This window comes from Sulfitobacter sp. W002 (assembly GCF_025142135.1).
GTDB lineage: Bacteria > Pseudomonadota > Alphaproteobacteria > Rhodobacterales > Rhodobacteraceae > Sulfitobacter > Sulfitobacter profundi.
Map to the genome: position 1 here is coordinate 2,650,783 of NZ_CP081126.1, position 22,354 is coordinate 2,673,136.

General features: G+C 61.2%; 19 protein-coding genes. 10 read left to right on the forward strand and 9 right to left on the reverse strand.

All coding sequences use genetic code 11. The features are described 5' to 3' along the window. The first annotated feature begins 1 nt into the window (after nt 1). A complete protein-coding gene (locus tag K3758_RS13035) occupies nt 2-1,207 on the forward strand; it encodes an amidase family protein (RefSeq protein WP_259945661.1) in 1,206 nt (401 codons plus the stop codon). Continuing rightward, entirely contained in the window at nt 1,204-2,058 is an 855-nt protein-coding gene (locus K3758_RS13040) for a hypothetical protein (RefSeq protein ID WP_259945663.1), read from the forward strand. Before K3758_RS13035 ends, K3758_RS13040 begins: the two co-directional genes overlap by 4 nt. 131 nt (nt 2,059-2,189) lie before the next feature. On the opposite strand, the gene K3758_RS13045 is transcribed toward K3758_RS13040, so the two are convergent. The 3 genes from K3758_RS13045 to K3758_RS13055 all read right to left on the reverse strand — a co-directional run bounded on the left by K3758_RS13045 (nt 2,190) and on the right by K3758_RS13055 (nt 6,891). Beyond that, nucleotides 2,190-2,513: an RcnB family protein gene (locus tag K3758_RS13045; protein WP_259945665.1), complete on the reverse strand. Its 324-nt coding sequence runs from the start codon at nt 2,511-2,513 to the stop codon at nt 2,190-2,192. 164 nt (nt 2,514-2,677) lie between these two features. Next, nucleotides 2,678-5,719 (reverse strand): efflux RND transporter permease subunit, encoded by a 3,042-nt coding sequence (locus K3758_RS13050; protein WP_259945667.1) that lies wholly within the window; start codon nt 5,717-5,719, stop codon nt 2,678-2,680. A gap of 44 nt (nt 5,720-5,763) precedes the next feature. After that, a complete protein-coding gene (locus K3758_RS13055) occupies nt 5,764-6,891 on the reverse strand; it encodes an efflux RND transporter periplasmic adaptor subunit (protein WP_259945670.1) in 1,128 nt (375 codons plus the stop codon). 352 nt (nt 6,892-7,243) lie between these two features. On the opposite strand from K3758_RS13055, the gene K3758_RS13060 reads away from it, so the two are divergent. Both K3758_RS13060 and K3758_RS13065 read left to right on the forward strand, forming a co-directional pair. Further along, complete coding sequence (locus K3758_RS13060; RefSeq protein WP_259945672.1) at nt 7,244-7,726, forward strand: MarR family winged helix-turn-helix transcriptional regulator; 483 nt, start codon at nt 7,244-7,246, stop codon at nt 7,724-7,726. Continuing rightward, nucleotides 7,723-8,859, forward strand: coding sequence for a YHYH protein (locus K3758_RS13065; RefSeq protein ID WP_259945674.1), 1,137 nt, complete (start codon nt 7,723-7,725; stop codon nt 8,857-8,859). Before K3758_RS13060 ends, K3758_RS13065 begins: the two co-directional genes overlap by 4 nt. Before the next feature lie 237 nt (nt 8,860-9,096). Here K3758_RS13065 and K3758_RS13070 read toward each other — a convergent pair whose 3' ends face one another. Next, nucleotides 9,097-9,873 (reverse strand): helix-turn-helix transcriptional regulator, encoded by a 777-nt coding sequence (locus K3758_RS13070; protein WP_259945676.1) that lies wholly within the window; start codon nt 9,871-9,873, stop codon nt 9,097-9,099. A 156-nt stretch (nt 9,874-10,029) separates the two neighbouring features. Between K3758_RS13070 and K3758_RS13075 the strand changes: the two genes are divergently transcribed. The 6 genes from K3758_RS13075 (at nt 10,030) to K3758_RS13100 (ending at nt 16,860) form a co-directional block, all read left to right on the forward strand. Then, complete coding sequence (locus K3758_RS13075) at nt 10,030-11,103, forward strand: ABC transporter ATP-binding protein (RefSeq protein WP_259945678.1); 1,074 nt, start codon at nt 10,030-10,032, stop codon at nt 11,101-11,103. A 3-nt stretch (nt 11,104-11,106) separates the two neighbouring features. Continuing rightward, nucleotides 11,107-12,018 carry an ABC transporter permease gene (locus K3758_RS13080; RefSeq protein ID WP_120351611.1) on the forward strand — a complete coding sequence of 304 codons (912 nt, stop codon included), beginning with the start codon at nt 11,107-11,109 and terminating at the stop codon, nt 12,016-12,018. Continuing rightward, entirely contained in the window at nt 12,011-12,814 is an 804-nt protein-coding gene (locus K3758_RS13085) for an ABC transporter permease (protein WP_259945680.1), read from the forward strand. Before K3758_RS13080 ends, K3758_RS13085 begins: the two co-directional genes overlap by 8 nt. Before the next feature lie 20 nt (nt 12,815-12,834). Next, the gene (locus tag K3758_RS13090; protein ID WP_259945682.1) at nt 12,835-13,854 is read left to right on the forward strand and encodes an extracellular solute-binding protein; all 1,020 of its coding nucleotides are present in this window, start codon (nt 12,835-12,837) and stop codon (nt 13,852-13,854) included. A gap of 76 nt (nt 13,855-13,930) precedes the next feature. Further along, complete coding sequence (locus K3758_RS13095) at nt 13,931-15,613, forward strand: amidohydrolase (protein ID WP_259945684.1); 1,683 nt, start codon at nt 13,931-13,933, stop codon at nt 15,611-15,613. A gap of 224 nt (nt 15,614-15,837) precedes the next feature. After that, on the forward strand, nt 15,838-16,860 hold the full coding sequence (locus K3758_RS13100; protein ID WP_259945686.1) for an NAD-dependent epimerase/dehydratase family protein: 1,023 nt from the start codon (nt 15,838-15,840) through the stop codon (nt 16,858-16,860). Nucleotides 16,861-16,869: 9 nt separating this feature from the next. Here the strand turns inward: K3758_RS13100 and ptsP are convergent, their stop codons facing one another. The 5 genes from ptsP to K3758_RS13125 form a co-directional block, all read right to left on the reverse strand. Further along, nucleotides 16,870-19,113 (reverse strand): phosphoenolpyruvate--protein phosphotransferase, encoded by a 2,244-nt coding sequence (gene ptsP, locus K3758_RS13105; RefSeq protein WP_132444381.1) that lies wholly within the window; start codon nt 19,111-19,113, stop codon nt 16,870-16,872. A 161-nt stretch (nt 19,114-19,274) separates the two neighbouring features. Next, nucleotides 19,275-20,513, reverse strand: a complete 1,239-nt coding sequence (locus K3758_RS13110) for an aspartate kinase (protein ID WP_067935742.1) — start codon at nt 20,511-20,513, stop codon at nt 19,275-19,277. 87 nt (nt 20,514-20,600) lie between these two features. Continuing rightward, nucleotides 20,601-21,245, reverse strand: a complete 645-nt coding sequence (locus K3758_RS13115; RefSeq protein ID WP_259945692.1) for an SDR family NAD(P)-dependent oxidoreductase — start codon at nt 21,243-21,245, stop codon at nt 20,601-20,603. A gap of 42 nt (nt 21,246-21,287) precedes the next feature. Continuing rightward, the gene (locus K3758_RS13120; RefSeq protein ID WP_259945693.1) at nt 21,288-21,746 is read right to left on the reverse strand and encodes a DUF1178 family protein; all 459 of its coding nucleotides are present in this window, start codon (nt 21,744-21,746) and stop codon (nt 21,288-21,290) included. A 94-nt stretch (nt 21,747-21,840) separates the two neighbouring features. Next, nucleotides 21,841-22,308, reverse strand: coding sequence for an NUDIX hydrolase (locus K3758_RS13125; protein ID WP_259945696.1), 468 nt, complete (start codon nt 22,306-22,308; stop codon nt 21,841-21,843). Nucleotides 22,309-22,354: the final 46 nt, after the last annotated feature.

The following is a 22,354-nucleotide window of genomic DNA, read 5'->3' on the forward strand; positions in this document are numbered from 1 at the left end:
GATGACACACACCCCTCAATCCCTCCTCGACGCGGCCCGCGCCCGCGCTGTCGCGCCCGATTTCACCCGGACCTTCGATGATCCGGTGGAAGGCGAAGGGCCGCTGTCGGGGCTGAACGTCGCGGTCAAAGACCTGTTCGACGTGCGGGGCCAAGTCACCCAGGCGGGGTCGCTGGTCCGCAAAGGCACGTCGCCCGCCACTAAGGATGCCGCGGCGGTCGCGCGGCTGCGCAGCGCAGGCGCAGGGCTGATCGGCCACGCCAATATGACCGAATTTGCCTATTCCGGCCTCGGCCTGAACCCACATTACGGCACCCCCCTCACCCCCTTGAAAGAAGGCTGTATCGCGGGCGGCTCGACCTCGGGCGGTGCCTCTGCCGTGGCGCGGGGCGTGGCTGACATCGCGCTTGGGACAGACACTGGCGGCTCTGCGCGTATCCCGGCGGCCTTTTGCGGGCTCTTCGGATACAAGGCCACGGCACAGACGATCTCCCGCGCGGGGGCGGTGCCGCTTTCCCATTCGCTTGACAGTGTCGGCGTGCTGACCCGAGAAGTCGGCCTGCTGCGCCCGGTTTTGAACGTGCTACGCGACCAACCGCTCGCCGCGTCTGCCGCGCCGCGCGCCGTCATCGTGCCGGAAAATTTCGGCATGGACGAATTGGACCCCGAGGTTGCCCAAGCCTTCGAAGCCGCCCTCGAAGCGCTTCAGGCATCTGGCGTAAGCCTACGTCGACAAACGCTCGACTTCTTCGATGACTACCGCGCCCTGCCCGTCTGGCAGTTCTCGGCAGTGGAATCCCGCGCCCATCACGGGGCGCCTTTCGACGACGCCCGCGCAGAGCTTGATCCGCGTGTGGCATCACGTATGGCGCGGGCGGATAGTGTCACCGGGATCGAGTTTGCCCGCACGATAGCCGCGCGGGAAGCATTGATCGCACGGGCGGCGCATCTGTTTGGCGACACGCCGGTCGCCCTGCCGAGCGTGGCCATCATGCCGCCAAAGCTGGATGATCTGCGCGAGGATGCCACCTATGACCGCATCAATCTGCTGGCGCTGCGCAACACCAGCTTTGCGAATGTAATAGACGGCTGTTCGGTCAGCATGCCGACCACCAGCCACCCCGGCGCAGGGCTGATGCTGACCGCCGCTGCGGGCCGAGATGCGATGTTAATCAATATGGCCGAAACATTGCAGGGCGCGCTGTGAGCGAAACGGCCAAGCGCCCCTTAGGCTATGTGGCCTTGGGCGCCCAGCGCTACCGTGTGACCCATGTCAGCGATCCCATGCTATCGGGTATTTCCGATGTCGCGGTCATAGGCGACAGGATCGTTGTCCTCAGACGGCAAGCGCCTGAATTGGTCATGCTCGAGCTGGACGGCACAATGTTGGGCGAAACCGCTGATCTGCCGCAGTTCGTTTGCGGCCATGGCCTGCGCGCGACCTCCGCCAGCCAAGTCGCCGCCACGGACATGGATGGCCACAAGGTCGTGCTGCTTGATGACACCTTGCAAGAAACCGCCCGTATGGACTGCGCAGAGCATCCCGGCTTGGGGCGGCCCTTCAATCATCCCTGCGATTGCACCCAAGGTCCGGACGGACGCTATTATGTCGCTGACGGATATGGCAACAGCGCCGTTCATATCTTTGACCCGGCGCTGCGCCACCTCAAAACCTTTGGACATCCCGGGACCGAAGCGGGCGCGTTTTCGACCCCGCACTGCCTGTTGTTCGACAGCCAAGGCAGGCTCTGCGTGGTGGACCGCGAAAACAACCGCGTTCAGTTATTTGACCCCGAAGGCATCTGGCTGGGTCAGATCGAAGGCCTGCACAAACCAATGGCGCTGGCGTTGACATCCCAAGGCGTCTTGCTGGTCACTGACCAAACCCCGCGCCTCTCTGCATATGCCCCGAATGGTGAGCTGATTGGCCGCTGCCGCACCTTTTCAACCTATGGTCACGGATTGGCTGTGCAGGACGATGGCACCATCGTGATCGCCGAAATGAACCCAGATCGACTGACCCTGCTGATCCCCGTGCCCGATGCGAAGGTAGGTTAAATCGCCCACATAGCGTTCCTTAGGATCATGCACCCTGTCCTGCGGGCCGCCGCGCCCGGGAAAGGTCCGCCCGCGTTCCAGCCTGACACTGGCCTTCTATCGCGGATCAAACCCTGCCCAGCCAGCGCATCTCAGTTTACGAGGGCCTTGACCAACAACGTGGCTGCGGCTGCAAGGTAGATATCATTGCCATCGACGACATAGACTTCATTTCGGCCCGGGCGTGAAAGGCCGCGGGCGCGCCAATTCTTGACGACGACGACATCCTGCTTGCGGAGACGCTGGCCAACCGCATGCCGGTGGCGCTGCTGTTGCACCACCTTCACCTTGGCGCCGCGATCAACACGGCTATGCTGAACATCCGCTCTGTCGGCCATTGCCGTCATCGGCACGAAAGCCACTGTGGTGGCTGCCAATAGCACGACAGTCGCGCATTTTTTCATCCGTTTTTGCATTGGGTCTCTCCTCTTTGCTTACGTCATATTTAACGTCTGCCAGAGAGATTCCCGTCGCTGGCGCGGGGCAGTTTTTCGCCGTCAGCTATGCAAGAGCCGTTGACCTTGTAGCTGCTCCCAGCATTTGCGCAGGGGAAAGCATCCGATACGCAAAGGCCGTCGCGCTACACGCTTGCGGTCGCCTCCACCTCGGCTTTCAATCTATGCGCAGACCCTCCGGGGGTTGCGCCCCAGACCGTGATCCAGCGGTAGAAAATCGGCGTGAGAAACAAGGTGAACACGGTGGCAAAGCCCAAACCGCCAACGATCACCCAGCCCACGGCGATCCGGGCCTCTGCGCCCGCGCCAGAGGTCACGATCAGCGGCAGGCCCCCGAAAACAGTCGACACCATCGTCATCATCACGGGCCGGATCCGCAGGCGCAGCGCGCTTCGGATGGCGCTGTCGATGTCTTCGCCTGCTTCGCGCAGCTGATTGGCAAATTCGACGATCAGGATACCGTTCTTGGCCATGACCCCGATCAGCATCACAAGGCCGATCTGGCTGTAGTAGTTCAGCGATCCGCCCGTCATCGATATCGCCAGCAATGCGGCAGCCATCCCGAAGGGCACCGTCATCATGATCACCACCGCACTGGCAAAGCTCTCGAACTGGGCGGCCAGCACCAGAAGCACCACGATCAGTGCGACGCCGAAGACCATGTAGATACCGCTTTGGGAGCCGTCGAGCGTCGCGGCCTCTCCGGTGAAGGTGATGCCCATCCCATCAGGCAAAACCTCTTCGGAAAGTGTCAGCACCCGGTCCATCGCGGTGGACAGATCGACACCTTCGCCAAGGTTCGCCTGCATTGAGACGGACAGCGCTCCGCCCAAACGCTCGATCTGCGCGTCGCTTACCACCGTCACGAGCGAGGCAACCGCGGAGAGCGGCACATAGGCGCCACTGTCGAGGCGGATGGACATGGAGGCGATGTCAGACGGATCGTCAATCGGCGGGCCACCGGGGACGACGTTCACATCCACTTCGACATCATCCGAAAAGACGCTGACTGCCACTTCGCCCTGAACCATGGCGCGCACGAGGGAGGAGACATCGGAACTGTTGAGCCCCATATCACCAGCGGCGCTGTCGTCTACCGTGACTTCCAATTGCGCGGTCACGCTGTTGTTCGACAGTTGCGGGTTCAGAAAGGTCGCATCCTGGGCCATCGCCGCCGTGAGCCTGTCGGCGGCTTCGGTCATTTCAGCCAGATTGGTGCCGGTCACCGCGAAACTCAGCCCGCCACCCGCGCCACGAATGTTAAGGCTGTTGGTCGACCGTGCGCTCACCTGCACGCCGGGGACCGCAGACAACTGACCACTGATCTGCGCGATCAACTCCTGCTGGGCAAAGTCACGCTCGACCCAATCCGGCAGGCGGACGACGATGAACGCACTGGTGCCGCCGCCGACGCCAATAATGCTTTGCACGGTCTCGATCTGCCCGCTCTCTCGATACGGGGCGAGGATGTCTTCGACCATCGAGATCTGCGTATCGAGGTAATCAATCGTCGTGTCCGATGCACCGCGCGCCTGTACGAGAAAGAAGCCCCGGTCTTCCTCGGGCGTGACGGTGGAAGGCAATGTCATCGCGGCCCCCATGGCGATCATGGCAAAGCCTATGGCGATCGACAGAACCAGCAGCGGCGTGCGGATGGCGAAATCCATCACCCGGTCAAAGCCGCGCGCCAATGCGCCCGGCGTGGCGGCCTCTGCGGTGCCCAGGGTCTTGCCCGGGTCCAAGAGAGCCGACAGGACGGGCGCAAGGGTGAGCGCCGTGATCGACGACAGGGTAACGGCAAAGGCCAGCACAAAGCCGAATTCAGAAAAGACGCCCCCCGCCTGCCCCGGCAGGAAGGAAATCGGAATGAAAACGGCGGCAAGCGTGGCCGTGGTGGAGATCACGGCGAAGAATACCTCGTTCGCGCCCGAAGCCGCGGCGGCGAAAGCCCCCATGCCGGACTTGCGCTTGCGCACGATATTCTCGACCACGACGATGGCATCATCGACGACCATCCCCGTCGCCAATACCAGCGCCAAAAGGCTGATCGTATTGACGGAAAATCCCGTGAGCCAGATCGCGGCAAGCGTCCCGATCAACGCCACCGGGATCGTGACCGCGGGGATCAGCGTGGCCCGTGGGGAGCGCAGGAACAGAAAGATCACGACCACCACAATGCCGGTCGCCATGAGGATGGACTTGACGACCTCGTTGATCGACCCTTCGATGAAGATACCGTCGTTCGAAGTGACAAGCAGTTGCACGCCCTCGGGAAGTTGCGCCTGCAATTCCTCGACTGCGGTGCCTACATCGCGCGAGATTTCCAGCGTGTTGCCAACCGATTGGCGGGTGATATCCAAACCGATGGCCGTCTCACCATTCACGCGGGTATAGACGTTGGCGTCTTCGGGCGCCAGTTGCACAAAGGCGATATCGGCGACTTGGGTCGTGTCATTGATCGGCAGTTGGTTGATGGTTTCAACGGTGACATCCTTGCTGCCCACCCTGAGCGAGAGGGTCTGCGTTTCGCTGGAAAGCGAGCCCAGAGCGGTGTCGTCACGCAGCTGCGCAAGTGCTGTGGAGACATCAAAGATCGTCAGCCCCCGGCTCAGCAAGGACGGCATGTTCACCGCCACGCGGAACTCGTTGGCACGGTCACCGCGCAGGGTCACCTCGGCAATGCCATCGATCAGGGAAAGCCGTTCATAAACAGCCCCTTCCGCCAGTTGGGTCAGCGTATCGAGGCTGGCATCGCCAAGCAGTGCAAGGCGAATGATCGCATCCGCATTGCTGTCGCTCTTGCTGACGCTGGGGTCTTCGATATCGTCAGGCAAGGACCGCAAGGCGCCCGATACGATCTCGCGCGCCTCATTGGCGGCGACGTTGACATCGGTGCCATCCGAGAGATCAATGGTGATGCGGCTCGACCCCATGCTTGACGTGGATTCGATATAGGACATGCCATCAAGCGCGCTGAGCGCGTCTTCCAACACTTGGGTCACTTCGGTGTCGACCGTGCTGGGCACCGCGCCATCGTAGTCGGTTCTGACAGAAAGCACGGGCTGGTCCACATCCGGCATCTCGCGGATGTCGACACTGCTAAAGGCCGCCAGCCCGGCGATGATGATCAGCAGGTTCAGCACGATCCCGAAGATGGGACGCGCCACGAAAACATCCGCGAAGCCGGCCTTGTGCGCTCTTTTCTCGAAACTCATACGTCCGGCCCCCCGCGCGCGCCAGCGGCGGTAACCTGCGCGCCTTCACGCAGCTTCGCCGCGCCCTCGGCCACGATCTGCGCGCCCAAGGGGGCTTCGGTTTCGACCCAGATCTGATCACCCTCGCGGTAGCGGATGGTGACAGGGACACGGGCGGTGCTGCCCCCATCGGCGACCCAGATGCCCGCGCCGCTGCGGTCCCATGTGATGGCGGTTGCGGGCACGACGGGCAGCGGATCGGTCTCTTCGGTCATGCGGATGGCAAAGGTCATACCGGCAAGCAGCAGCCCCTCCGGGTTCTCGATCTCAGCCTCCACCGTCGCACTGCGGGTCACGCTGTCGAGACGGCTGTCAAAGGCGGTGATCGTCCCCTCGAAAATGCGCCCCGCATAGGTGGGCGTGGAGACGAGAACCGGTTTGCCCTCGGCCAAAAGACCGATGGAGCGTTCTGGCACTTCGAATGTGGCAAGCAGGCGGGTGGTGTCGTCGATGGTCACGATGGCCTCCCCGCTCGACAAGCGATCGCCCAGACTAATATCGCTCAGCCCCAAACGGCCAGAGATCGGCGCTTTGATCGTGCGGTCATCCAACGCCACTTGGGCAAGCCCCACATTGGCTTCGGCCAAGCGCAACGCGACCCGCGCTTCGGAAAGGCTTACGTCGGTGACCACGGAACTGCCTTTGCTGCGCAGCCCCTCATAGCGGGTCACGGTGTCCTGCGCCTGATCGCGGTTGGCTTCGGCGATTTCTAGTGCCAGCCGCTCGGTGCGGTCGTCCAGTTTCAGCAAGACATCGCCCTTTTCCACCATCGTATTGGCGGCAAGCGCGGTTTCGACAACCTCGCCCGCATCGGTTGCGGTCACTTCCGTCTGGCGAAGGGATACCGCGCTGCCCACCGTGCGCAGGACGAGCGTATATGCGCGCGCCTCTAGCGGCGTCAGCACAACGGTTGTCGCCCGTCCTTGCCCGCCGCGCCGCCCGGGCCGCGCGTTCTGAGGCGCATCATCCGTCTGGGTGACATTGCCGCCCCAAAGCTGCGCAACCTCATCGGGCACGCCGAATGCGATGCCATATGCGCCTGCAATGATGACGATGGAGACGACGGCGTAGATTAATCTTTTCAAAGTCTTCAGGCTCCTGAAAGGCGCTGTGGGGGAAAGTTTCATGGCCTTGCCAAACCGCCCCCCATGTCAGAACAACCCGGCCTCGAACGAAGGCGTGGCTGAGCGATTTAAACAGTGGCGAGCGGTGCGAAATTGAGTGTTGGAAAGGTCCCTGCGATACATGTGCTTCTTCTCAAACGGAGGACGAAGTATATTCCGTCGCACAAATAGTGCCGTTCCGAAGAAAAATGTCGGCTCCCTTCAACCCATGGGCCAAACTGCCCGGCGCGGCGTTCACGTCAGCTGCTCCTATCTTCGGCTCGGCCATGCCCGATCTTGCCTTTCGCTGTTAATTAGGCTACTAACTGTTAGCATGCAGTTCGACACCGTAAAGTTACACTATCTGCTCCATGCAGCCACTCTGGTGGAGGAAAAGCTGCGCCACCGGCTTTCCGAAATCGGCATATCGCCCCGTCAGGCCCGCGTGATCGACGCACTTGCCCGAATGGGCGCCGTTTCGCAAATCACCCTCGCCCGTGAGTTCGCCATCACCCCCGCCAGCATGAGCACCATGACCGGGCGGCTGATCGCGGCAGACATCATCACCCGCAAAGTCGATCCGACCGAAGTGCGCAGCAATATCGTGGAACTGACATCGCGCGGGCGCGCGTTGCTGGCAGATATCCATGCCGCTTGGCGCGATATCGACACGCTGATCGCTGAGACACTGGGCGCGGAGGATGCCGCCGCGCACGCCACGCTCAATCGCCGCCTCCGAGACCGCCTCGGCGGCAAGGTGCCCGGCTTGGCGTCCGACAACACCCCACAAGTAACGAGACAGGAGACCCAGCGATGAGATTTCTACGTTCCTGCGCAATCTGCGCAGTTTTCTCACCGGCAGCTGCGTTTGCGCACCCCGACGCGCATTCGGTGGCGGATGCCGCGCTGGTCAGCCCCGCCGGGATTGTGGATTGCACGATGGAGACCGAAGAGGCTGCACAATGCGCGCGCTATGTGGTGAAATATCTGCCCGACGACCTTGAGATCGGTCCGTTCTGTCCGGCGACCTTGGAGGACAAGGGCGGCATTTGGCACTGGGACGGCGACAAGGCGGGGCTCTACCGGATTAATGGCGATTTCCTGCGGATGCTGGACGCGCAGGGCTACACCTTCTTCAACGCAGACGGAGAGGTCTATTCTTTCGACATTCGCATCGAAGGGCCGACCGAGGCGCATGAGTGCATCCAAGGTTCGGTCGATCCCGATGTCGAGATGACGGTCCTCATTCCGACGAACCCGGTGATGGCGGATGAGCCGACCAGCCTTGGCACTGTTGCAAAGGTCGGCATCGGGTTGGACGGCGTCCCGATCTTCGCCGACGCCCCTTCGGTGCTGGAAACCGGGCATATGCCCGCGCTCGATACCTGCGGCGGCCATGTCGACCCGGGCGGCTGGTACCACTGGCATGCGACCGCTACGGATGTGAACGCGATCTATGACTCCGAAGGCGTCGATGCGGAATGTGTGAACGTCGCTCAGGATCAGACGGCACAGTTTGGCTATGCCTTTGACGGGTTCGCGATGTTTGGCCCGCTGAACCACGACGGTTCCCTTCCCGATGATCTGGATGACTGCGGCGGCCATGTCGGCCTGACCGAAGCGGACGGAGAGGCCGAGTATCACTATCACGCGGGCAGCACCTTTCCGAACCTGCCTGCCTGTCTGGCAGGCGTGGTCGCGCAGGACAACTTCGCGACCAATGCGGCAAACGGCATCGGGTCTGCGAATGCTGGCGGTGGTCCTGGCGGGCCGGGCGGAGGCCCAGACTTTGACGCGATTGCCGAGACCCTCAACGTGGATGCCGAAACCCTGAGACAGGCCATGGAAGACGCAGGCGGGCGTGGCGCCGATCTGGCCAAGGTCGCAGAGGCTTTGGGGGTCGATGAAGACGCCCTGCGCGCAGCCATGCCCGCGCCTCCGCAACAGTGATTGACGGCAAAGTCTGAGCTATCAACCCAGCCCTCGCGTGTCTCGCCCTGCCCCCGCTCGGGGCGTTGGCGGACAGGTGAGGGTTGGACAATCGGCCTAGCAATCGTAGAACGCCCGCCCTGCGGGGTCACTGGTTGCGCATCCGCGCTTCGAATTCTGGCGCGTGAAAGTATCACCATCGCCGCTCAACCCACGCATTTCGAATGCCCCGCCCAGAGCCATCGCGTCAAAAACCAACTACAACAGATGCTTAAACACGCCAAAGAGTTCGCGCTGTGTTGAGATGACGAGCTTGCGGTAAAGGTTCCGACGATGGACCTTGCAGGTTTCCGTCGCGATATTGAGCAGTTTCGCGGCGGAGGCATTCGAATGGCCCTGCAGCACCAGCCCCGCGATCTGCGCTTCCCGCAGGGTTAGACCGATGCCCAGGCGATCCGCAGCATGGCTTCTGATGGCATCGGACAGCGGGGGGCGGGCCGTTCCGGGCTGGTCGACGGGGGCCGGGGCCACGGCATTGCAATGCTGCGCCAGAAGCTCCAGCAACAAGGGCGCATAGCTTTCCACGCTGCGAAGCTCACTGCGCCGAAATGGCCCCTGCCCATCCCGCCTGCTCAGCGACAGATGCGCAACGCCGCCATCCTGTAGTGGGATGAGCAGACCAACCTCGTCACAAAGCCCGGTGCCACGGTAATATTGCAGATAATATTCGCTGGAAAAGAACCGGTCCGGCGCGATGTCGGCCAAACGAAACAGCCCGCCCTCCTTCGGCAGGCTGCGATACAGATAGAAGGGGTCAAAGGCGTAGCTGCTCTCCATATAGTCTTCGAGAGGCCGACCGATCAACTTGCCCGGCTCGATCCAGTGATCCAGCAGCAAGGGCGGTTGGTCCGCATCAAAGCGCAATATCAAGAAGGTGCCAAATGCGATGCGGGTGCTGAAAAAGGTCTTATAGGCCTCGAAAAAAGATGGGCTGCCGACGGCCCGAAGCGCATCGCGCAATTGTTCAATCGCCAAATTTGTCAGCCTATCGCCCAAAGATACTCCAAAATCTGATCAAAATATCAAGAACACTACCCCACAAGGGGTATATTCACCAATTACTATTGGCGCAATCATGCAGGGCAAGCTTTGCTCAAAACCAAGAACCGAATTGGGCGATCAGGGGGAAAGATGACCAAGGCAATCACCGCACAGGCGCTGCGCAAAGTGTATCCCGGCAACCCGCCGGTCGAAGCGCTCGCGAGTATCGACCTCGAAATTCAGGACAACGAATTCTTCACGCTGCTGGGCCCTTCGGGCTGTGGCAAGACGACCCTGCTGCGACTGATCGCGGGGTTTGAGCATCCCACATCCGGCAGGCTGGACATGTTCGGCGAAAGCCTGCTCGCGCTGCCCCCCTACAAACGCCCCATCAATACCGTCTTTCAAAACTACGCCCTGTTTCCTCATATGACCGTGGCCGAGAACATCGGCTTTGGCTTGCAAATGCTCGGCACGCCCAAATCCGCGATCAAGTCGACCGTCGAAGAGATGATGGAACTGGTGCAGATGACCCAGATGGCGGATCGGCAGACAAGCCAGATCTCCGGCGGGCAACAGCAGCGCGTCGCCCTCGCCCGCGCTCTGGCGCCACGGCCCAAGATCCTGCTGCTGGATGAACCGCTGAGCGCCTTGGACTTCAAACTGCGCAAGAAAATGCAACTGGAGCTAAAACGGCTTCAGACCGAAACCGGCATCACCTTTATCTTCGTGACCCACGACCAAGAAGAGGCGCTGACCATGTCGGACCGCATCGCGGTCATGTCCAACGGCGCGGTGCGTCAGGTCGGACGCCCGCGCGAGATTTACGACCGTCCAGCAGACCGATTCGTGGCGGATTTCATTGGCGATACCAACTTCTTACCGGCTGAAATCATTGGCCGCGAGGGTGAGAGCGCTCAGTTGCGTCTGGCTTCAGGCAAGCTTGTGCAGGCCCATGCGAACGAAGCCGCCACGGGCCGGGTCACGCTGGCCCTGCGACCGGAACATGCGGAATTAACCTCCGAAGCCGATGGCCTCTTGGCCGGGAGCCTGCGCGAGGTGGTCTATTTCGGGACCGATACGCATTTTCACGTCGGCCTCGACGATGGCAGCGAATTTGTGTTGCGCCAACAAAATGGCCCCACGGTCACGCATTCCTATGTGACGGGCGATCGGGTTGGGGTGTCCTTCCCCGCCGGTGCCGCTCAGGTTCTGAGGGACTGACCCATGGCAGAGCTTTCAAACACCGTTGCAAAACGCGCCGCCCGAAACCGCTGGCTGCTGCTGACGCCCGCGCTGATCATCCTGATATTTGCCGCCAGCGGGCCGCTGCTGATCACGTTGTTCTATTCCTTCCTCACCCCCGGCGACTATGGCGGGGTGGTCTGGAATTTCTCGACCGATGCGTGGTTTGGCGTGCTGATGCAGCGCGATATTTTCGACGACACATTGGGCTGGTCGGATGCCCATCTCAGCATCTTCTGGCGGTCGCTCAAATTGTCGATCCTGACAACGCTCGCCTGTTTGTTCTTTGGTTTCCCCACAGCTTACTTCATCGCCACACGGCCGAAAAAGCAGCGCGAATTCTGGATGTTGCTGATCATCATCCCCTTTTGGACGAACCTGCTGATCCGCACCTTCGCCATTCTGGAATTGATCCGCAACGAAGGCACCGTGAACTCAATCCTCATCGCGCTTGGTATCATTGATGAGCCGATCCAGATGCTTTTCACCGAGTTTTCGATCATTCTGGGCATGGTCTATGTCTATCTGCCGCTGATGGTTCTGCCGATCTATGCCTCGCTTGAGCGGTTGGATTTCCGGCTCGTTGAAGCAGGCTATGATCTTTACGCCACCCGCTTTCACGTGCTGCGCCGGGTGATCTTGCCGCTGGTGAAACCGGGGGTGATCGCGGGGTCGATCCTTGTGCTGGTGCCCTCGCTTGGGGCCTATGTCACGCCGCGCGTCATGGGCGGTGGCAATCAATTGATGATCGGCAATCTGATCGAATTGCAATTCGGACAGGGGCGCAACTGGCCCTTGGGCGCGGCGCTGTCGATAACCCTGCTGGCTATCGTGATGGTGGCGCTGCTGGCCTATGTCCGCGCCGCCGGAAATGAGGAGGTTCAGCATGGCTAATCGCGGGTTCGACATTCGCAAGCTTACGGGCTTTTCCAGCATCGCGATGGCATGTTTTTTCATGCTCTACATGCCGATCATCCTGTTGGTGATCTATTCCTTCAACGCAGGCACCTCCATCGCGATCTGGGAGGGGTTTTCGTGGCGCTGGTACGTCTCGGCTTGGGACAACGAAATGGTCCAAGAGGCCACGGTGCGCAGCCTTATCATCGCGGTCTCTGCCGCGGCCATCTCAACCAGTGTCGCGGTGCTGGCAGCCCTCGGCACCACCCGCACAGGCAAGTTTCGGGGGCAGACCACGGTCTTTGCGCTGATCCACCAACCGCTCATGGTGCCCGAGATTGTCACGGCAGTGGCGCTGCTGATCTTCTTTGCCTCGATCAAGGTCGTGACGGGCTATACTGGGCTGATGTATCTGATCATCGCGCATTCCGCATTCTGCATTCCCTTCGCCTATCTGCCGATCCGAGCGCGGCTGCAGGGCATGGACCTGACCCTCGAACAGGCGGGGGCGGATCTCTATGGCACGCCGTTTCAGGTTTTCCGCCATGTGACCCTGCCCCAGCTCTGGCCGGGCATCCTCGCCGGGGCGATGCTGGCCTTTGTGATCAGCCTTGATGACGTGGTCATTACCGAATTTGTGAAATCCGCCGGGCAGGACACTCTGCCGACCTATATGCTGGGCCAACTACGGCGGGTGGTGACGCCTGAGATCAATGCGATTTCAACTGTTCTGTTGATGATCTCGGTGACGATGGTGATCGCCTATACCCTGCTCAGCAAAGTCAAAAAATAATTAACCAACGGGAGCTAGACATGAAAAAGACACTGACGGCACTCACGCTCATCCTCGCGGGGCCCGCCATGGCCGAAGGCGAGTTGAACATCTACAACTGGGGCAACTACACCAGCCCCGACATGATCGAAAAGTTCGAGAAAGAGACCGGCATCAAGGTCACCATCACGGACTATGACAGCAACGATACGGCACTGGCCAAGATCAAAGCGGGCGGTCACGGCTTTGACATCGTCGTGCCCTCGGGCACCTATGTCCCGATTTTCGTGGGCGAAGGGCTGCTGATGGAAAGCAAGCCCAACGAGATGGAGAATTTCAAGAACATGGACCCGCAGTGGGTCGATGTGGAATTCGATCTGGGCCGCAATTACACCGTGCCATGGCAGTGGGGGACCGTCGGGGTGACGGTGAACACAGCGGTCTATGATGGCGACATCAATACCGCCGCCGTGATCTTTGACCCGCCAGAAGAGCTGAAGGGCAAGATCAATGTGGTGCCCGAGATGAATGACGTGATGGGCATGGCGATCCACTTTGCGGGCGGTGAGCAATGCACAGCCGACAAGGAAATGCTGAAAAAAGTCCGCGACATCCTGCGCGAGGCCAAGCCCAATTGGTTGTCGATGGACTACGGCAATATCGAGAAATACGCCAAGGGTGACCTCGCCGCTGGGGTGAACTGGAACGGCGCATCCTTCCGAGCGCGCAACCAGAACCCCGACATCGCCTTCGGCTACCCGCAAGAGGGCTATCCGGTCTGGATGGACAATGCCGCAATTTTGGCGGACGCGCAGAACGTCGAAGAAGCCAAGACCTTCCTCAACTTCATCATGGACCCGGAGAACGCCGCGATGCTGTCCGAGTTCGCGCGCTATGCCAACGGCATCAAAGGCTCCGATGCGTTCATGCCAGAAGACATGAAGTCCGCCCCCGAAGTGGTTGTGCCCGAAGACCTGAAAAGCGCCGCCTATGTCGCCAAGGTCTGCCCGCCCGAGGCGCAAAAGCTCTACACCGCGATCTGGACCGACCTTCAGAAATAACGCGCGCTTTGTTCGATAAACACATTGCGTCCCGGCCATCGGTCGGGGCGCGCATCGCAATAAGGACCCTAAGACCATGCCGGCAGATATTGTCATTCACAACGGCGCGCTGATCACCTTTGACCCGGATCAGCCCCAAGCCAGCGCTTTGGCCATCACCGGTAATAAGATCTCGGCGGTCGGATCGGATGCCCAGATCACGGCGCTGATCAGCCCGGACACCAAGGTGATTGATGCGCAGGGCGGCACGGTGCTGCCGGGCTTTATCGACAGCCACGTGCATCTCTTTGGCGGGTCCGTCGAACTGGAATATCTCAACCTCTATGGCCTCACCGGGCTGGAGGAGATGCGCCGCGCGATCCTGCCCTATGCCGAGGCAAACCCCGACGACAAAATGCTGTTCTGCGTCATGGCAGACTACGACATTTTGGGCACCGGCAAGACCCTCACCCGGCATGACCTTGATGCCATCCTGCCCGACCGCCCGCTCGCCATGTTCGCCCCCGACCATCACACGGTCTGGGCCAACACCGCCGCGCTGAAGGCGGCAGGGCTATTGCAAGGCGGCAAGGTCGACGCAGGCTCTGAAATCGTGATGGGGGAAGATGGGCTCGCCAATGGGGAGTTGCTTGAGCCCGGCGCCTATAGCCCGATCCTATCGCTCACCCGCTATGGCGGCCGCGATATGTTGGGCCTTACCGCCGGACGCGACCCCGAGCCGCCCGCTACACCCGCGCAGCGCCTGATGGACAAGGACGTTATCGCACGCGGGCTGGCCCATTGCGCCGCGCAGGGCATCACCGGTCTGCATCTGATGGATGGCAACCGCTATCAGCTTGAGCTTCTGTCTGAGTTGGAGGCCGAAGGCCGCCTGCTCTGCCGCTGTCATGTGCCCTTTCACCTCAAAGGCACGGACACTGTCGCGCGTCTGACCCGCGAAGCCCCTGCCCTGCGCGATGACTTTCAAGGGGATAAGGTCCGCTGTAGCCACGTCAAAATGTTCATCGACGGGGTGATCGAAAGCGGGACCGCACTGATGCTGCAGCCCTATCCGGGGGAGAGGGGCAAAGATGGCAATTGCGGCGATGAGGTTTTCACCCAAGAGCATTTCGTCGCCGCCTGTGTCGAAGCGGATCGTCTGGGGTTTCAGATCGCCGTTCATGCCATCGGAGACGCCGCCGTGCGCCGAACGATCGACGCCTATGAGGCCGCCCAAAAGGCGAATGGAAAACGCGACAGCCGCCACCGGATCGAGCATATCGAAGTGGTCCACCCCGATGACATTCCCCGGCTCGCCGATCTGGGCATCGTGGCCTCCCTCCAGCCCGGCCACGCGCCTCGGGGCCATGTCTTTCCGCCCTCTGGCGTCGGGGACTATATCCGCCCCGAGCAGATCGAAGGGGCCTATGCGTGGCAAACCATTCGTGACACCGGGGCCCGGGTGATCTTCTCAACCGATTGGCCGGTCATCCCGGTCGATGTGATGTCCACGCTCAAGGCGGCCATCGCGCCGCTGGACCTCGGCGACGATTGGCCGGATCAGACCCAGACCCTCCAAGATACCCTCGCTAGCTATACCCTCGACAATGCCTGGGCGGAGTTTGCTGAGAATACACGCGGACGGTTGAAAGAAGACATGGACGCCGACATTGCCGTTCTGAGCCATGATCTGACCCGATGGCCCGTCGAGACGTTTACCGACGTAGATGCGATCACGGCCATTATGGACGGTCAGATCACGTTTCAGCGCGGGCATTGATGTAAATCTTCGCGCGACCCCTCGCCCTCTGATCGCGCAGCCCGCGAACCGTTTTGCCTTGCCGGGGCTTGATTGACGCCCCGCCAGCAAGTGCTTTGCCGTTTCTATGCCAAATTTAACCAAATTTTCAGCATTCACATCCCAACCTTGATCGGGACATGGGAAAGGCAACTCAAGCCGCAGGCTCAATGGGCGCGGCATGCCGCATGCGCGAGGATGCCAGAATGGACAGCACGCAGAGGATACTGGTCACCGGCACGGGCGGCTTCATCGGCTTTCACCTTGCCCGCCTGCTGCTGGCCGAAGGGGCGCGGGTGCAGGGCTATGACGGGATGACCGATTACTACGACGTTGCCTTGAAACAACGCCGCCACGCGATGCTGCTTCAGCATGAGCATTTCACGACCAAAGAGGCGCTGCTGGAAGACCCCGAGACCTTCGATGCGCTGGCCGATGACTTTCAGCCAAACATGATCGTCCACCTCGCGGCGCAAGCGGGCGTGCGCCACAGCATCGACCACCCCCGCGCCTTTCTCGAAGCCAATATCACCGGCACTTTCAACGTAATGGAAGCCGCGCGACGGCTGGAGGTCAAACATCTGCTCATGGCCTCATCCTCTTCGATCTACGGGGCCAATACCGATATGCCCTTTGGCGAAACCGGGGCCACCGACCGGCCCCTGTCGATCTACGCCGCCACGAAAAAGGCGAATGAGGGGATGGCCCATGCCTATGCCCATCTGTGGAACCTGCCGACGACGATGTTTCGCTTTTTCACCGTCTACGGGCCTTGGGGGCGCCCCGACCTTGCCTTGAGCAAATTTGTCGATGCGATCCTCGACGGGCGCCCGATCGATATCTACAATCACGGAGAGATGTACCGCGATTTCACCTGTGTCGATGATCTGGTCCGCGGCATCCGTCTGCTGATGGATTGCGTTCCGCCCCAACCGGGCAGCGCGCCACCGCCGCCGGAATGGGATTCGCTCTCTCCTGCAGCACCCTACCGGGTGGTGAATATCGGCAATTCCGAAAAGGTCCGCCTGCTTGATTTCGTCGAGGCGATCGAAGCCGCGCTCGGCAAGCGGGCGGTGCGCAACTATATGGGCATGCAGATGGGCGACGCCCCGGCCACATGGGCCGATGCAACGCTGCTACACCGGCTTACCGGCTATCGCCCACAAACCAACATTCACGAAGGCATCGCGCGTTTCGTCGCTTGGTTTCGCGACTATCACGGCAAATAGCTGCGGGCCTCAATGCTGGTGCTGCTGACGCACGTAGTCCATCACCGCGCCTCTTACCGACATCTCACCCCGCTCGCGCGCCGCGTGGATAACCTCGCGCACGTCATCAAGGTTGCAGCGCCGCAGCAGGCTCTTGACCGGCCCGATTGAGGCCGGGCGCATCGAAAGGGTCTTGAGCCCGATGGCCGCGAAACACAGCGCCTCGACCGGGCGGCCCGCATCCTCACCGCAGAAAGATAGTGCCGTATCGGTTTGCGCACAGCGCTCCACAATGCCCTCAAGGAAGGTCAGGAAAGAGACGTTCAGCGTGTCATACCGCCGCCGCACCCGCTCGTTCTCACGGTCAGCAGCGAAGAAGAACTGTTTCAGATCGTTGCCCCCGATCGACAGGAACTCAACCTCTTCAAAGAACTTCTTTGGCGCGAAGGCGAGGCTGGGCGTCTCAAGCATGGCGCCGACTTCCAGCTTTTCGGGCAACACATGGCCCAAGATACGCTCGCGCTCCATCGCCTTGTCGACCTCGGCACGGGCGGCGCGGAACTCCTCAAACTGGGCGATAAAGGGAAACATCACCGCCAGCGGGCGGCCCGCAGCGGCGCGGATCAGGGCTTGCAACTGCATGCGCATGACACCGGGTTTGTCCAGGCCCACCCGGATCGCGCGCCAGCCCAGAGCCGGGTTCGGCTCATCATGAGGCTTCATATAGGGCAGCACCTTGTCCGAGCCGATGTCGAGCGTGCGAAACACCACGCGGCGGCCATGCGCGGCATCAAGCACGCGCGCGTAAAGCGCCGCAAGCTCGGTCCGGCGGGGCATCTGGTTGCGCACCAGAAACTGCAATTCGGTGCGGAACAGCCCCACGCCCTCGGCCCCCGACCCTTCGAGCGAGGGCAAATCGGCCATCAACCCCGCGTTCATCTGCAGGCTGATGATCCGCCCGCATTTCGTCTCAGCCGGTTTATCGCGGATCGAGGCATAGCGCTCCTGCGCCGCCGCCTGCATCGCGATCTTGTCACGAAAGGCCGTGGCCACGGTATCATCGGGCCGCAGATGCACCACACCTTGTTCCCCATCCACCATGATGTGATCGCCATTCAGCGCATCATTGGTGATGCGGCTCGCGTGGACGATCAGCGGAATCGCCAGTGCCCGCGCCACAATAGCCGCGTGCGACCCGACAGAGCCGCCCTCCAACACAATGCCGCGCAGCGTCCGGCCATAGTCCAGCAATTCCGCTGGGCCGATGTTGCGCGCCACAAGGATCGGATCGACCGGCATCTCGGCCCCGGTATCACTGCCTTGCCCCGTCAAATGCCGCAGCAAGCGGTTCGACAGATCATCCAGATCCGACAGACGTTCACGCAGATAGGCGTCATTGACCTGCCCCAGACGGGCGCGGGCCATGGATTGTTCTTTCTCGACCGCAGCCTCGGCGCTCAGCCCGCTTTGAATATCCTCCACCATGCGCCGCATCCAGCCTTTGGAATTGGCGAACATGCGGTAGGCTTCAAGCACCTGTTGCTGCTCTTTGTCGGCGGTAAGGCTTAACAATTGGTCAACGCTGACGCGCAATTGCTCGACCGCTTCGGTCAAACGCTCCGTCTCGCGCTCCGGGTCATCGGCGATGGGGTTGGATACCACCACCCGCGGCTCATGCAGCCAGACATGGCCCTCGGCCACGCCCTCTTGCCCCACGGTGCCGCGCAGCAGAACCGGCTGGCTGTGGCGCGCCGACATCGCCGCCCCCTCGCCGACAAAGGCACCAAGCTCGGCCATTTCGGCCAGCACCATGGCCACGACCTCAAGCGCGTAGACCTCATCTGCCGAGAATTCGCGTGCCTGTTTCGACTGCACCACCAAGACGCCCAGCGTCTCACCCAAGCGTTGAATCGGCACGCCAAGGAACGAAGAATAAATCTCCTCCCCCGTCTCTGGCATGAAACGGAAACCGGCAGCCTGCGGCGCATCGGGCGTGTTGATCACCGTGCGGCGCTTAGCCACGCGCCCCACCAGACCTTCGCCCAGTTTCATACGGGTTTCATGCACCGCCGCCTCGTTCAGACCTTCGGTGGCACAAAGCTCAAGCGTGTCTTCGTCGCGAAACAGATAGATCGAGCAGACTTCGCAGCCCATGGAGTTGGCGATCAGCTGGGTGATCTTGTCGAGCCGCGCTTGTCCCGCCACATCACTGGCCATCGCATCACGCAGCCGCCCCAGCAGCTTGCGGCTTTCTGTTTCAACCCGTTCGGCCATATGATCTGGTCCCTGTCCCTCTGGAGCAGGGTTTAGCGCACTCGCGCAAGGATAGAAATGCTATTCGCGACATACCCTGCATCCTCTGCCAGCATATCGGCGGGATGCTGCAGTTTTACGCGAGGCGCGACCTCGCGTAAAACCCATTTGATCGCAGATGCTTAAGCGGCTTTATCCAGCTCGAAAGCATCATGAAGCGCCTGCACGGCCAGCTCCATATACTTGCGATCAATCAGCACGCTGATCTTGATTTCAGAGGTGGTGATCACCTTGATGTTGATCCCCTCATCCGAGAGGACTTTGAACATCTTGGCGGCCACGCCGGTGTGGCTGCGCATGCCGATGCCGACCACGGAAACCTTGGCCACACCCTTGTCGGCGATCAACTCTTGGTAGTTGATGATGCCGTCTTCATGGGCTTTCTCCATCGCCTTTTCGGCGCGGATCACCTGATCGACGGGGCAGGACCACGTCATATCGGTGCGGCCTTCTTCGGCGATGTTTTGGACGATCATGTCGACGTTCACGCCACCCTCGCTGAGCGCGGTAAAGATCGTCGCGGCGATGCCGGGGCGGTCTGCCACGGACACCAAGGTCATCTTTGCCTCATCACGGGAAAACGCGACCCCGGCCACCACATTGCTTTCCATGATTTCCTCCTCATCGCAGACGAGCGTCCCGGCATCGTCAGATTGTTCTTCGAAACTGCTCAGCACCCGCAGTTTAACCTTGTAGCGCATCGCCAGTTCGACCGAACGGGTCTGCAAAACCTTTGCCCCGAGAGAGGCCAGTTCCAGCATCTCTTCAAAGGAGATCTTGTCAAGTTTGCGGGCCTTAGATTCCACCCGTGGGTCGGTGGTGTAAACACCGTCCACATCGGTGTAGATATCGCAGCGCTCCGCATCAAAGGCGGCAGCAAAGGCGACAGCCGTCGTGTCCGATCCGCCCCGGCCCAGCGTGGTGATCCGGCCCTGCGGGCTGATGCCTTGGAAACCTGCGACCACGGCCACCTTCATGCCTTCGCCGAACTTGGCGTTGATGTTGTCTGTGGGGATCTCTTCGATTCGCGCGGCGGAATGGGCATCGGTGGTACGCACCGGCACCTGCCAGCCTTGCCAGGAGCGCGCGGGCACATCCATTTCCTGCAAGGTCAGCGCCATCAACCCGGCGGTGACATTCTCGCCACTCGACACGATCGCATCATATTCGCGCGCGTCGTAAAGCGGCGAAGTCTCATTGACAAAGCCCACCAGCTTATTCGTCTCGCCCGACATGGCCGAGACGATGACGATCACGTCATAGCCTTTGGCCACCTCGACGCCGACGCGCTTTGCGGCGCGGCGGATACGGTCCAAAGTGGCGACCGAAGTCCCACCGAATTTCATAACCAGAACAGGCATATTGTCCCCCGCGCAACAGTCCAGCGCGGTCTAAGCCCACGGCACGCCAAGGGCAAGCCTATTTAACATGACGTTATGTCGAGTGCCCTAGAACGGATGCGCCCGGCCATCCCATGTCTCAAACGCGCCCGTCCGCGCCAGATCAAGCGCAGCGATCCGCTGGGCAAGACCTTGGGCAGACTCCGCCACGCTGATTTCGCCCTGATCACCACCCATATCGGTGCGCACCCAGCCGGGGTGATAAATCCCCACCGCGATGCCCTCGGGCTTCAGGTCCACCGCCAGATTGCGCCCCAGATTAATCGCCGCCGCCTTGGAGGCGCGGTAGATATAGCTGCCCCCCGGTGCCCGCGTCTGCGACCCCATCTGCGAGGCGATGATCGCAATTTTCGCGCTCTTTGCCGCACGCAGGTTCGGCAGGAGCGATTGCACCGTCAGAAAAACCCCGGTCACATTGGTCGCGAAACTCTGCGCCCAGAGATCGGACCCAAAGCCCGCGTCCAGATCATCGCCCTTATCCAGATAGACGCCTGCATTGCAGATCAGAAGGTCCAGCGGACGGTTCGCGAGGCTTGCGGCAAAAGCGGCGTGGCTTGCCGAGTCGGTCACATCCAACACGGCCTCCGACCCCGCGCCGCGGGCGGTGCCGATCACCTCTTCGCCTGCATCTTTATACTGTGCGGCCAGCGTCGCGCCAATGCCGCGGCTCGCGCCGGTAATCACAATGGTCATGGAGGGTCCTCTATCAGAATCGGCCTTTACCAGAATGCGCCTTCAGGAAAGTTGGCGTTTGGGTTTGAACGGCAGGGGCATCAACGGGACCCCTTCTTCGACCAAGGCGCGGGCCTGATCCAGCCGCGCTTCGCCATAGATCGCGCGTTCGGGCGTGCGCCCCGCGTGCATGTCGCGCGCTTCCCGAACGAAATTCTTGCCGACATAGTCCGAGGTCGCCTCAACCTTGTTGCGCAGCGCGGTCAGCGCTTTTTCCACATCGCTCGCCGGGTTGGACAAAGCCGGCGCGGGCTTCTCCGCAGGCTGCGGTTTCTCGACCGCTTCGGGGGCGCTCTCGCCCGAGGTGACCCGCGGGGCCATCAGCGATTTGCGCACCTCGGCCGATCCACAGACGGCACAGCTCAGATGGCCGCCGCGGGCGAGGCTGTCAAAGGCTGCCGCCGATTGGAACCAACTGTCGAAGCCATGTCCGGCCTCGCATTTCAACGCATAACGGATCATTCGCCCGGTCCTTGAACTCTCTGCTCTAAATGGGCTGCCGCAGGAAAGAGGTCAAGACAGGCGGGTTCGGCCCGCACGAGCCATTGTCGCGCAATCAGCCCGCCAGACCGCCGCTGCGCGGATCGAAATCGCGGATCAGCCGCGCCAGATCGGGCGCATCCACCAGCCGCGCGGCTTTCCGACGCGAGCACCACAGCCGCTTGCGCTGTCCCTTCTCGGGGAACTGTTTCGCCAATGTCTTGACCTTCACCGGGTAAAGCATCGCCAAACAGGGCACTGCCCCATCCTCCCCCGCCTTGGCATAGCTATAAACGCCCAGACATTGCCCGCGCACCTGCCCCACGACGCCGCCTTCCTCCCATGCCTCGACCAAGGCCGAGGCGGCGGGGGTTTTACCGTCCATCGGCCAGCCCTTGGGAATGATCCAACGCTTGCTGCCGCGCGAGGTAATCAGCAAGATCTGCAACTTGCCACGTTTACGACGCCAGCAAAGTGCTGCAAATTGAATGCGCAGATCGTCCTTTTGTCCGCCGTTCAGCGATATCGGTGCCTGTGTCGTCATCCGTCGCAGCCGCGCCCTCTGGCTGGTTGTTTTCGCCTTCACCCTA